At 66.7% G+C, this 13907-nt stretch carries 12 protein-coding genes; 4 read left to right on the top strand and 8 right to left on the bottom strand.

The window, feature by feature from the left end; all coding sequences use genetic code 11:
• Positions 1–160: 160 nt before the first annotated feature.
• Positions 161–1597, top strand: a complete 1437-nt coding sequence (gene mdtD, locus ACCC94_RS08305) for a multidrug transporter subunit MdtD (protein ID WP_413348834.1) — start codon at positions 161–163, stop codon at positions 1595–1597.
• On the opposite strand, the gene ACCC94_RS08300 is transcribed toward mdtD, so the two are convergent.
• Together ACCC94_RS08300 and ACCC94_RS08295 are read right to left on the bottom strand one after the other, a co-directional pair.
• A complete protein-coding gene (locus ACCC94_RS08300; protein ID WP_413348833.1) occupies positions 1598–2110 on the bottom strand; it encodes an ATP-dependent zinc protease in 513 nt (170 codons plus the stop codon).
• 94 nt (positions 2111–2204) lie between these two features.
• Positions 2205–2414 (bottom strand): cold-shock protein, encoded by a 210-nt coding sequence (locus ACCC94_RS08295; protein WP_017520182.1) that lies wholly within the window; start codon positions 2412–2414, stop codon positions 2205–2207.
• A 322-nt stretch (positions 2415–2736) separates the two neighbouring features.
• Between ACCC94_RS08295 and dbpA the strand changes: the two genes are divergently transcribed.
• Both dbpA and yccS read left to right on the top strand, forming a co-directional pair.
• Complete coding sequence (dbpA, locus tag ACCC94_RS08290; protein WP_413348832.1) at positions 2737–4113, top strand: ATP-dependent RNA helicase DbpA; 1377 nt, start codon at positions 2737–2739, stop codon at positions 4111–4113.
• A gap of 203 nt (positions 4114–4316) precedes the next feature.
• Positions 4317–6512: a YccS family putative transporter gene (yccS, locus tag ACCC94_RS08285; protein ID WP_413348830.1), complete on the top strand. Its 2196-nt coding sequence runs from the start codon at positions 4317–4319 to the stop codon at positions 6510–6512.
• A gap of 118 nt (positions 6513–6630) precedes the next feature.
• Here the strand turns inward: yccS and ACCC94_RS08280 are convergent, their stop codons facing one another.
• The 6 genes from ACCC94_RS08280 to rpmE form a co-directional block, all read right to left on the bottom strand.
• On the bottom strand, positions 6631–7365 hold the full coding sequence (locus ACCC94_RS08280) for a substrate-binding periplasmic protein (protein WP_413348828.1): 735 nt from the start codon (positions 7363–7365) through the stop codon (positions 6631–6633).
• A 61-nt stretch (positions 7366–7426) separates the two neighbouring features.
• Positions 7427–8200, bottom strand: a complete 774-nt coding sequence (locus ACCC94_RS08275; protein ID WP_413348827.1) for a phosphatase PAP2 family protein — start codon at positions 8198–8200, stop codon at positions 7427–7429.
• 180 nt (positions 8201–8380) lie between these two features.
• Positions 8381–9649, bottom strand: a complete 1269-nt coding sequence (locus tag ACCC94_RS08270; protein ID WP_413348826.1) for a malic enzyme-like NAD(P)-binding protein — start codon at positions 9647–9649, stop codon at positions 8381–8383.
• 103 nt (positions 9650–9752) lie between these two features.
• Positions 9753–11204: a M48 family metalloprotease gene (locus ACCC94_RS08265; RefSeq protein ID WP_413348825.1), complete on the bottom strand. Its 1452-nt coding sequence runs from the start codon at positions 11202–11204 to the stop codon at positions 9753–9755.
• Positions 11201–12004 (bottom strand): thermonuclease family protein, encoded by an 804-nt coding sequence (locus tag ACCC94_RS08260; protein WP_413348824.1) that lies wholly within the window; start codon positions 12002–12004, stop codon positions 11201–11203. Before ACCC94_RS08260 ends, ACCC94_RS08265 begins: the two co-directional genes overlap by 4 nt.
• Positions 12005–12029: 25 nt before the next feature.
• The gene (rpmE, locus tag ACCC94_RS08255; protein ID WP_017520174.1) at positions 12030–12245 is read right to left on the bottom strand and encodes a 50S ribosomal protein L31; all 216 of its coding nucleotides are present in this window, start codon (positions 12243–12245) and stop codon (positions 12030–12032) included.
• Positions 12246–12420: 175 nt separating this feature from the next.
• Here rpmE and priA point away from each other — a divergent pair.
• The coding region (gene priA, locus ACCC94_RS08250) for a primosomal protein N' (RefSeq protein WP_413348823.1) at positions 12421–13907 on the top strand (1487 nt) is incomplete at its 3' end.

Here is a 13907-nt window from a genome sequence, read left to right as displayed (position 1 = left end):
GCCGGGGAACCTTACGCTCGGCCAACCGCCTCCCCACGGGTCATTCGTACAATCATCGGCGTCTACTGCAGGCAAGAATGGCGCCCGCCTTCGCCGCGTTTTCTCCCGCGATCGGCAAAGATTCCCTAAGCTAGACGCATCCACGCCCAACGGACCGATCATGAGCGAACCCTTCATCCTCACACCCCGCGTGGCCCGCCTGCTGCCCTGGCTGGTGGCCATCGCCTTCTTCATGCAGGCCCTGGACGGCACCATCCTCAACACCGCGCTGCCGAGCATGGCCCGCTCGCTGGCAGAAGATCCGCTGCGCATGCAGGGCGTGGTGATCGCCTACCTGCTCACCGTGGCGCTGCTGATCCCCTCTTCCGGCTGGATTTCCGACCGCTTCGGCACGCGCCGGGTGTTCCTCTTCGCGATCTTCCTGTTCAGCTTCGGCTCGCTGCTCTGCGCGCTCTCGCCGAGTCTCGGCACCCTGGTCGGCGCACGCGTGGTGCAGGGCATAGGCGGCGCGCTGATGATGCCGGTGGGGCGGCTGGTGATCCTGCGTGTTTACCCGCGCACGGAGCTGGTGCGCATCCTCAGCTTCGTCACCATCCCCGGCCTGCTCGGCCCGCTGGCCGGGCCGACCCTGGGCGGCTGGCTGGTGGAATACGCCAGCTGGCACTGGATCTTCCTGATCAACCTGCCGGTGGGGTTGGTCGGCTTCATCGTCGCCCTGCGGCTGATGCCGGACCTGCGCGGGGTGCGCGCGACGCGCTTCGATTCGATCGGCTTCCTGCTGTTCGGCGCCGCCATGGTGCTGATCACCATCGCCCTGGAAGGCCTGGGCGAGCTGCACATGCCCCACGTGCGCGTGGTCCTGCTGCTGGTGGGCGGGTTGGTGCTGCTGGCGGCCTACTGGCTGCGCGCGCTGCGCATCGAGTCGCCGTTGTTCCCGCCGTCGCTGTTCGCCACTCGCACCTTCGCCGTCGGCGTATTGGGCAACCTATTCGCCCGCCTGGGCAGCGGTTCCCTGCCCTTCCTCACGCCGCTGCTGCTGCAGGTCGGCCTGGGCTTCTCGCCGTCGCGGGCGGGCATGACCATGATCCCGATGGCGCTGGCGGCCATGCTGATCAAGTCACTGGCGCGCCCGCTGCTGGACCTGTTCGGGTACCGCAGGCTGCTGGTCGGCAACACGCTGTTGCTGGGCGCGATGATTGCCAGCCTCGGCCTGGTGGACCAGGACACGCCTTACGCGCTGCTGCTGGTGCAACTGGCGATACTGGGCGGCATCAACTCGCTGCAGTTCACCGCGATGAATACCCTTTCCCTCATCGACCTGCGCGACGACAACGCCAGCGCCGGCAACAGCCTGCTCTCGGTGGTCATGCAATTGTCCATCGGCATGGGCATCGCTTGCGCGGCGGCGCTGCTGGGCGGCTTCAATGGCGATCAGGAAAGTGCCCAGGGCGACGTGCTGTCGGCCTTCCACGCCACCTACTTCAGCGTCGGCATCCTCTCGATGCTGGCGGCGGCGATCTTCTTCCAGCTCAACTCGGACGACGGCCGCACCACGCCACGCCGGGTCGATCCGGAACATGGCGTGGACGAGCACTGATCAGGGCTTGCAGGTGGGCGCGACGGTCTGGGTCTTCGACGCGTCCACCGCGCCCAGGTGCTCCAGGGTGCGGCGACCGAGCAGTACCGGGTAATCGAGGGTCTGGCGGTCACGCAGGGTGAATTGCTCGCGGTACACCTTGCCGCCCAGGCACACGTCCATCAGCACCACCGGGCTGCGCTCGACGCCGCCCTCGGTCTTGAACTTGAGCACGCGCTCGACGCGCCGCTCGAAGGGCAGGCGCTCTTCCTTGCCGGTGGCAGGGTCGGTGAGCATCACGTCGTACTGCACCCAGCGCTCGCCGTTCTTCTTGATCCGGACGACGTTGCGCGCGTCCATCACCGAGGTCTGCGCACCGGTATCCAGCTTGGCCTTGAGCGGCGCCTGCTCGGGCATCAGCGTGAGCGTTTCCACCCAGCCCCAGGTGGTGGGCTGCGCGGGCGCGTCGGCGGCGAGGGCGCTGCCCGAGACGAGCAGGCCGGCGATCAGCAGGCGGAAGGCGGGCGATGGCATGGATGGCGGCTCCGGTAATCAATGGCGGCACTGTAGGCAATAAAAAACCCCGGATGTTTCCACCCGGGGCTCTTTTGGCTGACGCCAGGGGATCTTAGATCACCTGTACGCGCTCGGCCTGCATGCCTTTCTGGCCCTGCACGACTTCGAAGCTGACCTTCTGGCCTTCGGCCAGGGTCTTGAAGCCATTACCTTCGATAGCGCGGAAGTGTACGAACACGTCCGGGCCGCTTTCCGGGGTAATGAAGCCGTAGCCTTTGGTCTCGTTGAACCACTTGACGGTGCCGTTCTGACGATTCGACATGGTGTTCTCCTTGGAACGTACTTTTTGAAAATAGCCACGAATGGCCAGGAACTGAGTTGCAAGGAGTTACAAGGAGTCGAGCAGGACGGGGTGGAATAACCGACCGCATCAGGTCACGATCGACGGCGACCCATGCAAACACAGTCCGGAAACTCTACGACAAAAATCTGCGGAAAGCGAATCTCTTGGAAAAACCGTTTATCGCCGCTTCGGCAAATTCGGACGAGCGGGCTCAAACCCTTGCCATACCAGCTTCTCAGCCCTGCTGAGGGTGCTCTCCTGCTACACTGCGCGGCCATATGGATTCACCCGGGTTTGCTTCGTGACCACCTCCGCATTTTCCAGCCTCGCGCTGTCGGCCGACCTGCTGGCCAACCTCGACTCTCTCGGCTACCGCGAGATGACGCCGATCCAGGCCGCCGCCCTGCCGGCGATCCTCAAGGGCCGCGATCTGATCGCCCAGGCCAAGACCGGCAGCGGCAAGACCGCCGCCTTCGGCATCGGCCTGCTCAGCCCGCTGAATCCGCGCTACTTCGGTTGCCAGGCGCTGGTGCTGTGCCCGACCCGCGAGCTGGCCGACCAGGTGGCCAAGGAGATCCGCCGCCTGGCCCGCGCCGCCGACAACATCAAGGTGCTGACCCTCTGCGGCGGCACGCCCTTCGGCCCGCAGATCGGCTCGCTGGAGCACGGCGCCCACGTGGTGGTCGGCACGCCGGGACGCATCCAGGAGCACCTGCGCCGCGGCACCCTGAAGCTCGATGGCCTGAACACCCTGGTACTCGACGAAGCCGACCGCATGCTCGACATGGGCTTCCACGACAGCATCGCCGACATCATCGGCCAGGCACCGGCGCGCCGGCAGACCCTGCTCTTCTCCGCTACCTATCCCGATGGCATCGGCCAGCTCGCGGCGAAGTTCCTGAAGAACCCCGAGCGCGTCGAAGTGGAAGCGCTGCACGACGACAGTCAGATCGAGCAGCACTTCTACGAGATCGATGCGAAGCAGCGTCTGGATGCCGTCGTACGCCTACTTCAGCATTTTCGCCCGCAATCCTGCGTCGCTTTCTGTCATACCCGCCAGCAGTGCATGGAAGTGGTCGAGCAACTCAACGCCCGCAAGATTTCCGCCCTGGCGCTGCACGGAGACCTGGAACAGCGCGAGCGCGACCAGGTGCTGACCATGTTCGCCAACCGCAGCTGCAGCGTGCTGGTGGCCACCGACGTGGCCGCGCGCGGGCTGGATATCGCCGCGCTGGAAGCGGTGATCAACGTCGAGCTGTCGCGCGACGCGCAGGTCCACGTGCACCGCATCGGCCGCAGCGGCCGCGCCGGCGAGAAGGGCCTGGCGCTGTCGCTGGTGACTCCCGCCGAGGCCAGCCGCGCCCAGGCCATCGAAGACCTGCAGGGCGCGCCGCTGAACTGGGAGCGCATCGACTTCCTCAAGGCCAACGACGCCCCGCTGCTGCCGCCGATGACCACCCTGGCGATTGCCGGCGGGCGCAAGGACAAGCTGCGCCCCGGCGACATCCTCGGCGCGCTGACCGGCGACGCCGGCCTCAAGGGCACCCAGGTCGGCAAGATCGCCATCTTCGACTTCCAGGCCTTCGTCGCGGTCGAGCGCGATGTGGCCAGGCAGGCGCTGAAGCACTTCAACGAAGGCAGGATCAAGGGCCGCTCGTTCAAGGCGCGCATCCTCTGACCGGGAACTCCCTGTAGGAGCGAGGGGGACGCCATCGTTATTGCTCGCGAACGCAGCTCGTCGGACTTATCGGTGGCATGCGGTTCGCGAGCAAGCTCGCTCCTACGAAGAGCATCCATGCTGCACCTTGTCGCGCTCGCGATAGCAGCGCGGCAGGCGTTCCGCTAGTCTGAGCGGCAGACATCCGGAAGTCCCGCACGCGCATGTTTTCCTCCCCACTGCTCCAGTCTCTGCGGCGCCTCTGGGCGCTGGACAAGTTCGCCTACAGCCTGCGGGTGTTCGTCGCCCTCAGCGGGGTCATGCTCGCCTGCTGGCTGCAGGGTCAGCCGGCGCTGGTGATCCCGCTGTTCCTCGGCGTCATCGCCAGCGCCCTGGCGGAAACCGACGACCACTGGCTCGGCCGCCTGCAGGCGCTGCTGGTAACCCTGGCCTGCTTCACCGTCGCCTCGCTGGCGGTGGAGCTGCTGTTCCCCTACCCGCTCCTGTTCGTCGCCGGGCTGGCGCTCTCGACCTTCGCCATGACCCTGCTCGGCGCGCTCGGCGAGCGCTACGCAGCCATCGCCTCGGCGACCCTGATCCTGTCGATCTACACCATGATCGGCGTCGACCAGCGCGGCGGCACGCCCAGCGACTTCTGGCGCGAACCGCTGCTGCTGGTGGCCGGCGCGCTCTGGTACGGACTGCTTTCGGTGCTGTGGAACGCGCTGTTCGCCAACCAGCCGGTGCAGCAGAGCCTGGCGAAACTGTTCCTCGAACTGGGCGAGTACCTGAAGATCAAGTCGACCCTGCTGGAGCCGCTGCGCCAGCTCGACGTCGAGGCCCAGCGCCTGGCGCTGGCGCGGCAGAACGGGCGGGTCGTGGTGGCGCTCAACCAGGCCAAGGAAACCATCCTCGCGCGCCTGTCCCACGGACGCCCGAGCCCGAAGATCAGCCGCTACCTGAAGCTCTACTTCATCGCGCAGGACGTCCACGAGCGCGCCAGCTCCTCGCACTATCCGTACAACCAGCTGGCCGAAGCCTTCTTCCACAGCGACGTGCTGTTCCGTTGCCAGCGCCTGCTCAACCAGCAGGGCAAGGCGTGCAAGGCACTGGCGAAGGCCATCCAGCTACGCCACCCGTTCGACTACAACGACAGCGAACTCGCCCTGGCCGACCTCAACGCCTCACTGGAGTACCTGCGCCAGCAGGGCAACCCGGCCTGGCGCGGGCTGCTGCGCTCCCTCGGCGCGCTGGCGGCCAACCTCACCACCCTGGACCGCAAGCTCAGCGGCGCGAGCAACCCGGACGCACTGGACGACGAGCAGGACAGCACCCTGCTGGACCGCTCGCCGCGCTCGCTGAAGGACGCCCTGGAGCGCATCCGCCTGCAGGTTTCGCCGACCTCGCTGCTGTTCCGCCACGCCCTGCGCCTGTCGCTGGCGCTGGCCGCCGGCTACGGCATGCTGCACCTGATCCACCCGACCCAGGGCTACTGGATCATGCTCACCACGGTGTTCGTCTGCCAGCCGAACTACGGCGCCACGCGCATCCGCATGGTGCAGCGGATCCTCGGCACGCTGGTCGGCCTGGTGGCTGGCTGGGCGCTGATCGACCTGTTCCCCAACCCGCTGATCCAGTCGCTGCTGGCGGTGGTCGCCGGGGTCGCCTTCTTCGCCACGCGGAGTACGCGCTACACCCTGGCGACGGCGGCGATCACCTTGCTGGTGCTGTTCTGCTTCAACCAGGTGGGCGACGGCTACGGGCTGATCCTGCCGCGCCTGTTCGACACCCTGCTCGGCGCCCTGATCGCCGGCATCGCGGTGTTCCTGGTGCTGCCCGACTGGCACGGGCGCAGCCTGCACCGCCTGGTCGGCGGCACCCTGGCCTGCAACAGCCGCTACCTGCGGGAAATCATGCAGCAGTACGCCAACGGCAAGCGCGACGACCTCGTTTACCGCACCGCCCGGCGCAACGCGCACAACGCCGACGCGACGCTCTCCACCACGCTGTCGAACATGCTGCTGGAGCCCGGCCACTTCCGGAAGGACGCCGAGATCGGCTTCCGCTTCCTGGTGCTGTCCCACACGCTGCTCAGCTACCTTTCCGCCCTCGGCGCGCACCGCAACCAGCTGCCGCCGGATGTGAACGACGACCTCATCGCCGAAGCCGCCGAACGTCTGACCGCCAGCCTCGACGACATTGCCGCGCGCCTCAACGAGCGACGCCCGGTGGCCATCTACAGCGACGAGGAGGACGCATTGGCCAAGCGCCTGGAAGAGCTGCCCGAGGAACAGGACGACGCCCACCGCCTGGTGCAGACCCAGCTGGCACTCATTTGCCGACAGCTCGCGCCGCTGCGCACCCTGGCGGCGCACCTGCTGAAGAAGGACATCGGCGCGGAGCAGGCCGACGCCGCCTGACGCCCTTGTAGGAGCGAGCTTGCTCGCGAACCGCACGGCACCGCTGTCGCCGGGAGACTCCATTCGCGAGCAAGCTCGCTCCTACGAAAAGCCATCCCGGCAATCCCCACACAGCCCGCTACAACCCATGCTCGCGCATCAGCTCGTCGTAGCTGCCATCCGCGCGCATCTCGCGGATCGCCTGGTTGAACGCCGCGACTATCTCCGCGTGCCGGGGCACATGCCGGCCGACCAGGATGTGCAGGCCATTCTCCGTGAGCGGCAGCGGGAGGAATTCCAGCTGCCCCTTGAGCTCGGCAAGGTCGCCATTGAAGTGCACGCGGGCGGTGATTTCGTCTTCCAGCGTCAGGTCGACGCGGCCGGCCTGCAGCATGAGCGCCGCGTTGACGAAGCTGAACACCGGCACCCGCTGCAGTTTCGGATCGTTGTTGAACGCCTCGGAATAGGCGTAGCCGCGCACCATGGCGATGCGGTACGGGTAGAGATCGGCCAGCCTGGCGAAGGTGATGGGCGAGCCCTGGCGCTTGATCAGGCGTATACGGTTGACCAGGTAGGGCTCGGAATAAATACCGAAGGATTCCCGCTCCGCCGAGTACCAGGCGTCCGCCACCACGTCGTACTCGCCGTTCGCCACCCCGTGCAGCACGCGTGGCCAGGGCACTTCGATGTACTCGCTGGCATAACCGGCGCGCTTGAGCGCTGCCTGCACCAGATGCACGGCGACGCCGTTGCCGGGCAACTGGCGGTCCGCGTAAGGCGGCCAGCGGTCCGCGGCGACGCGCAGCACTTCCCCGGCCCGCGCCGCGCTGGAGACGCACAGGAACAACAGGATCAATAACAGGCGCAGCAGCATCGGGAGTGTCGTCCAGGGAGAAGCTTTCAAGACTAGACGCTGCCCCCGGCGCCACGCCAACTCAGAACAGCATCGCCGCGCGCAGGCTCATGCCGCCGCCGGTCTCCGGCACCACGGTCACGTTGTAGCGCTCGCTCTCCGGTCCTTGGAGGAACAGGTTGTAGGTGAAGTTGGCGAAGAAGTTGCCCACAGCCATCCCCACCAGCACGTCGGTGGGGTAGTGCTTGTCCCCTTCCACGCGCGACAGCGCGGTCAGCCCGTCGAGGGTGTAGAGCCCGGCCTTGGCGGTGTAGCGCCAGGTCGGGTCCATGTCGATGTAGTCCAGGTTGCGGCGGGTGAAGCTGTTGTGCACGGCGGTCACCGCGGTGTGCTTGGAAGGGAAGGAGTCGTCGGGAATCCCGTCCGGCCGCTCGCGCCCGGACCACTCCTTGGCCTCCTCGACGAAGCCGGTCACCGCGTAGCGGTCCGCCGCCAGCAGCGTCAGGTTGCGCCCGCGCCAACTCCACTTCTCCTCGTTGCTCACATCCTGGGGCGAGGCCACCAGGGCCGTGACGACGCTCAGGCCAGTGGCCAGATTGAGCATGCGGTCTGCGGCCTGGTTGGCGTCGCCGCCGAAGAACCAGTCGTGGTTGCTCGCCGACCTCTGCCACTTGTGGTCCCAGTTGCCCGCGGCGATCACCGCCGCACCAGCCACCGGGCCCCAGACGTCGGCGCTGGTGACAGCGCGCTGAGCCGAATCCCCCACGCGCTCCCAGCTCATCTGCGGCGCCCCGGCGCAACCGACGAGCCCCGCGCTGGCCGCCAGGGTGGCGACTGCCAGCAAAGTCCGAATCATGATGTTCCCCCATGCGCCCGGCCCGCTCCAGGGCAGCGGACGCGTCAATGCATGAGGGAGGAAGGATAGTCGGGACGATTCTGACGGCCCCTGCCTTCAGTCATTAATCAGTAACTCCAGGTTTCCTTCAGCAGAAAAAGAAAAACCCCGCCGAGGCGGGGTTCTTCAAATCAGACGGGATCAGCCTTTGAAGACGTCTTCCACCGACTGCAGCGGATAGTGCTTCGGATACGGCAGGGTCGCCACGCCGGTCTCGATGGCAGCCTTGGCCACGGCGTCGGAAACGACGGTGATCAGGCGCTTGTCCATCGGCTTCGGAATGATGTACTCGCGACCGAACTCGATGGCGCTCACGCCGTAGGCGTCGCACACGTCCTTGGGTACCGGCAGCTTGGCCAGGTCACGCAGGGCGAGGGCGGCGGCGATCTTCATCTCTTCGTTGATGCGGGTGGCGCGTACGTCCAGGGCACCGCGGAAGATGAAGGGGAAGCCCAGCACGTTGTTGACCTGGTTCGGGTAGTCCGAACGGCCGGTGGCCATGATCACGTCGTCGCGGGTGGCGTGGGCCAGTTCCGGCTTGATTTCCGGGTCCGGGTTGGAGCAGGCGAAGACGATCGGGTTCGGCGCCATGCGCTTGAGGTCTTCGGCGCTCAGCAGGTTGGCGCCGGACAGGCCGACGAACACGTCGGCGCCTTCCAGGGCGTCAGCCAGGGTGCGCTTGTCGGTCTCGGTGGCGAACACCGCCTTGTACTGGTTCAGGTCGTTGCGGCCGGCGTGGATGACGCCCTGGCGGTCGATCATGTAGATGTTCTCGACCTTGGCGCCCATGCTCACCAGCAGCTTCATGCAGGAGATGGCGGCGGCGCCGGCGCCCAGGCAGACGATCTTCGCGCTTTCCAGCTTCTTGCCGGCGATTTCCAGGGCGTTGAGCATGCCGGCGGCGGTCACGATGGCGGTGCCGTGCTGGTCATCGTGGAACACCGGGATGTCGCACTGCTCGATCAGCGCGCGCTCGATCTCGAAGCACTCGGGTGCCTTGATGTCTTCCAGGTTGATGCCGCCGAAGGTGATGGAGATGCGCTTGACGGTATCGATGAAGGCCTGCGGGCTCTCGGCATCGACTTCGATGTCGAATACGTCGACACCGGCGAAGCGCTTGAACAGTACGCCCTTGCCTTCCATGACCGGCTTGGAGGCCAGCGGGCCGAGGTTGCCCAGGCCGAGGATGGCGGTGCCGTCGGAAATGACCGCGACCAGGTTGCCCTTGCCGGTGTACTTGAAGGCCAGTTCCGGATCACGCGCGATTTCGCGCACCGGCTCGGCGACGCCCGGGCTGTACGCCAGCGACAGGTCGCGGGCGGTGACGGTCGGCTTGGTCAGCTCGACGCTCAGTTTTCCGGGGCGGGGTTGGGCGTGATATTCGAGGGCAGCGGTCTTGAGATCAGACATTTGGGCACTTCCGCTTTTGTTGCTTGTTGGACAGACGGGGGTCCGAGCATACGCACAAACCCCGCACCTGCCAAGGTAGCCCAAGCCCCTGCTGTCAAGACCTCTAGCGTACGACTTTCAGCCAGTCGCCAGGTTTTGGCTGACCAGTTGGATACAAGTCATTCAATAAACGTATACGATTTATCGAGTCAGATTCCGGACCGGATTCAGCCTTCGCGAACTGCTCGACAGACTGCCCGGATTTGACCTGAACGACGGCGATCCGGCGCGGTTGCGCGTATTTCTGTTCGTCTGCGCGCATCGGACGGAAGCTGCGAATGACCTGCATGAACTCGTCGTCCACGCTCTCCAGGGAGGCGCGGCCTTTGACCGCACCCACGAAGAGGTAGGCGCGGTCCTTCTGGTAGACCACCGCGACACGCCGCGCCGGTGACCCCGGCACCACGCCGGTGGCGACCTGCAGGCCGGCCTGCTGGAAGCTTTCTTCGTTCGATAGCCGCCCACCGGTGCCCTTGCGCAGGTATTCCGAGGGGGTCAGCTGGCCTTCGCGCTGCACCAGCTTCATGCCGATGTAGGCCTGCTGGTCGGCGGTATAGCCCACCAGCGCGGTCGGCTGGTTGAGGATGCCCCAGCCCGCCGGGTAGGTCAGGGTGAAGTCCAGTTCCGAGTGGTAGAAGCTCTGCCCACGGCGCACGCCGCTGGAAGCGGAGTCGCCGAAGGGCATGCCGTCGATGGCCTTGAGGTAGCGCTCGGCGCCGACCTCGTGCTGGCTGTTGGCGGCCAGGGTCTGCGCGGGGCCGATGACCTGCTTGAGACGCTGGTCGTTGTCCGGGTGGGTATCGAACAGGCCGTGGTAGCCGACCGGCTGGGCGGCCTGGCCCTTGCGCGCGGCCTCGTCGCGGGCGAAGTCTTCTTGGTTCTTCAGCACCCGCACCACCTGGATCATGGCGGTCGGGTCGTAGCCGGCGCGGGCCAGGTACTTGGCGCCGAGGCCGTCGGCCTCCAGTTCCATGTCGCGGCCGTAGCCGCGCACGAATGCGGTGCCGAGCACGTTGGTGAGATCGGCGGCGGCGTTGACTCCGGTGCCGATGGCCACGGCCTGGCCGAGGATGTTCCAGGCGCTGGACTGGCTCTGCTGGCGCACGCTGTGGCGCGCGGTGACGTGGCCGACTTCGTGGCCGAGCACCGCGGCGAGCTCCGCTTCGGAGCCCAGGTAGGCCATCAGCCCGCGGTGGATATAGATGTAGCCGCCAGGCAAGGCGAAGGCGTTGATGTCCGGAGTGTCGATGACCGTGAAGTGATACTGCAGGTTGGGCCGGTCGCTGGCGCGGGCGACGCGCTCGCCGACCTGCTGCACATAGGCCTGCAGCTTGCCGTCTTCGTAGCGCGGATACTGCTGGGCGATCTGCTGGCTGTACTTCTGCCCCATTTCCAGCTCGCTCTGCTCGCTCATCATCACGAAGTCGGACTTGCCGGTGGCCGGGTTGGTGGCGCAGCCGCCGAGGACGCTCAGCAGCGCCAGCAGGGCCAGGATTCCGAACGAGCGCAAGCTCATGGCAATACCTCCATCATCGCCGGGTCGGTCACAGGCAGCATCCAGCGCGCCTGTCCGGGTTTCACGCCACCACGCTCGGCGCGGTCGATGACCCAGCCGCGCGCCTCCACCTGTCGACCCTTGAGATCGCGCAGGGTTGCATCGTCGAAGCGCTTCACGAGCTTCGCCTCGATCCGCAGCACCAGCGGGCCGTCGAGATCGATCCACAGGCCGCCGCGATTGCGTTGTACCTGCTCGACCCGTCCGCGAACCACCGCGAATCCGCTTTCGTGAAGCTGTTCTGCCGTCTGTACCGGCGAGCGCTTCCACAAACCGAGCCCGGCGTTGCGCGCTTGCCGCTCGGCGGCCTGCTGGCAGGCGGTGAGGTCGGTGTTGGGGGCGATAGCTACAAGGTAGCCCAGGCCTTCGGCGAGCAGGCGCGATTCGAGGTTGTTGCCGTGGGCGTCATAGGCGTGGGCCAGGGTGCGGCCGTACTTGTCCTTGCCCTGCTGGCCGGCAACCAGGCCAACCTCGCCGTCATTGGCCGCCACCAGTTCCTGCAGACGGCGCTGGGCGGCGACGGCAAAAGGCTCCTCGGAGCGGCCGTGATGGGCCAGTTCCGGGGCGTTCACGCCGATCAGGCGGACGCTGCGGCCGTCGGCGAGCTTGAGCGTGTCGCCGTCCACCACCCGCGCCACGCGCACCGTTTGCGCCGACGAAGGTTTCGGGCAGGCAGCGGCGCTGGCGTCCAGGGAAAAAAGGACGGCCATAAAAAAGGCGCCCACGAGGGACGCCTTTTTCGAATTGCCGTGAAAAACCATCGTAGGCCTTTCCCGGAAATCGATCTTACTTCTTGCCGCCGAACATGGCGAAGCGCTGGTTGAAGCGATCGATACGGCCGCCGGTATCCAGGACTTTCTGCTTGCCGGTGTAGAACGGGTGGCATTCGGAGCAGACGTCCAGGTGGATAGCCTTGCACAGGGTCGAACGGGTTTTGATCACGTTGCCGCAGCTGCAGGTGGCTTCGATTTCTTCGTACGCGGGATGGATTTCCGGTTTCATGGTCTCTTCCTCTCGGTGGTGTGCCGCCACCCAGTCTCTGGCAGAAGCCGAGCCACGGCCATCAAGGACCGCGGGCGGGATCTTTTACCGGGCACCGCACGCAAATTAAGGGCGTGGATCATACCAGAGATCGCTTTCAACGCAAGATCAGGCATGACCGACCGTCGCATCGCCCATGCTACCATCCGACGCTCCTCGCCGCCCCGGAATCCGTCGCGTGCCCGCACCCATCCTCCTGCGTCTCGCCCTGCCCTCGCCGCTGCGCCGCCTGTTCGATTACCTGCCGCCGCGCGGGGTCGACGCAGCACGCCTGCAGCCGGGCGTACGCCTGCGCGTGCCGTTCGGCCGCCGCGAGATGGTCGGCGTGCTGGTGGACAAGGTGGAAACCTCCGACGTGCCGGCGGACAAGCTGCGCCCGGCGCTGGCCGTGCTCGACCGCGAGCCGCCGATGCCGGCGCACCTGCTGGAGCTGTGCCGCTGGACGGCGCAGTACTACCAGCACAGCCTGGGCGACACCTTTTCCTGGGCGCTGCCCAACCTGCTGCGCCAGGGCGACCCGGCCGAGGCGCGCCAGCAGCGCTTCTGGCATGCCGAATCCGGCGCCCGCGAGGAAGACCCGCGCCTGGCCCGTGCGCCGCGCCAGCGCGAGACGCTGAAGATCCTCAAGCAGCACCCGCACGGCGTCGCCCACGACCTGCTCAGCCAACTGCAGATCAACAAGGACAGCCTCGACCTGCTGCAGGAGAAGGGACTGGTCACGCTGGAGGTGCGCGTCCACAGCGTGGCGCCGCACCATGGCCCGTGGCTGGCGCAGGCGGAACTGCCGCTGAACGCCGAGCAACGCGCCGCCTTCGAGGCGGTGCGCGCCGGTTTTGGCAACTTCCACAGCTTCCTCCTGGCGGGCGTCACCGGCAGCGGCAAGACCGAGGTCTACCTGCAGCTGATTCGCGAGACCCTCGAAGCCGGCAAGCAGGCGCTGGTGCTGATCCCCGAGATCAACCTCGGCCCGCAGACCCTCTCGCGCTTCGAGCGCCGCTTCAACGCGCGCATCGCCCTGCTGCACTCGGCGCTGACCGACCGCGAGCGTCTCGACGCCTGGCTGGCCGCCCGCGATGGCGAGGCGGACATCATCATCGGCACCCGCTCGGCGCTGTTCACCCCCATGAAGAATCCGGGGCTGATCATCATCGACGAGGAACACGACGCTTCCTATAAACAGCAGGAAGGCCTGCGCTACCACGCCCGTGACCTGGCCATGGTGCGCGCGCGGCTGGAGAGCGTGCCGATCCTGCTGGGCTCGGCCACCCCCGCGCTGGAAAGCCTGCACAACGCCCAGAGCGGCCGCTACGGCCTGCTGCGTCTGACCCAGCGCGCCGGCGGCGCGCACCAGCCGAAGTTCCACCGGCTGGACGTGAAGAGCCTGCCGCTGGATTCGGGCATCTCCATGCCGCTGCAGCGTTCGATCAAGGAAACCCTGGCCGCCGGCCAGCAGGTGCTGGTCTACCTGAACCGCCGCGGCTTCGCCCCGACCCTGCTGTGCCACGACTGCGGCTGGATCAGCCAGTGCCCGCGCTGCGACGCGCGGATGACGGTGCACCAGGGCAGCGGCGAGCTGCGCTGCCACCACTGCGACCACCGCGAGCGGCCGCCGCGCAACTGCCC

Origin of the sequence: Pseudomonas sp. Pseusp97 (assembly GCF_047304025.1) — a bacterium.
Classification (GTDB): Bacteria; Pseudomonadota; Gammaproteobacteria; order Pseudomonadales; family Pseudomonadaceae; genus Pseudomonas.
Note: the sequence above shows the minus strand (reverse complement) of the source record. Positions and strands in the feature narration are given on the sequence as shown.

Bases quoted from the DNA above. Each gene is read 5' to 3' on its own strand.
- ACCC94_RS08260 (WP_413348824.1), bottom strand. From the start codon at position 12,004: ATGGTTTTTCACGGCAATTCGAAAAAGGCGTCCCTCGTGGGCGCCTTT.
- ACCC94_RS08275 (WP_413348827.1), bottom strand. From the start codon at position 8,200: ATGATTCGGACTTTGCTGGCAGTCGCCACCCTGGCGGCCAGCGCGGGG.
- ACCC94_RS08300 (WP_413348833.1), bottom strand. From the start codon at position 2,110: ATGCCATCGCCCGCCTTCCGCCTGCTGATCGCCGGCCTGCTCGTCTCG.
- ACCC94_RS08295 (WP_017520182.1), bottom strand. From the start codon at position 2,414: ATGTCGAATCGTCAGAACGGCACCGTCAAGTGGTTCAACGAGACCAAA.
- ACCC94_RS08270 (WP_413348826.1), bottom strand. From the start codon at position 9,649: ATGTCTGATCTCAAGACCGCTGCCCTCGAATATCACGCCCAACCCCGC.
- rpmE (WP_017520174.1), bottom strand. From the start codon at position 12,245: ATGAAACCGGAAATCCATCCCGCGTACGAAGAAATCGAAGCCACCTGC.
- ACCC94_RS08280 (WP_413348828.1), bottom strand. From the start codon at position 7,365: ATGCTGCTGCGCCTGTTATTGATCCTGTTGTTCCTGTGCGTCTCCAGC.
- ACCC94_RS08265 (WP_413348825.1), bottom strand. From the start codon at position 11,204: ATGAGCTTGCGCTCGTTCGGAATCCTGGCCCTGCTGGCGCTGCTGAGC.
- mdtD (WP_413348834.1), top strand. From the start codon at position 161: ATGAGCGAACCCTTCATCCTCACACCCCGCGTGGCCCGCCTGCTGCCC.
- yccS (WP_413348830.1), top strand. From the start codon at position 4,317: ATGTTTTCCTCCCCACTGCTCCAGTCTCTGCGGCGCCTCTGGGCGCTG.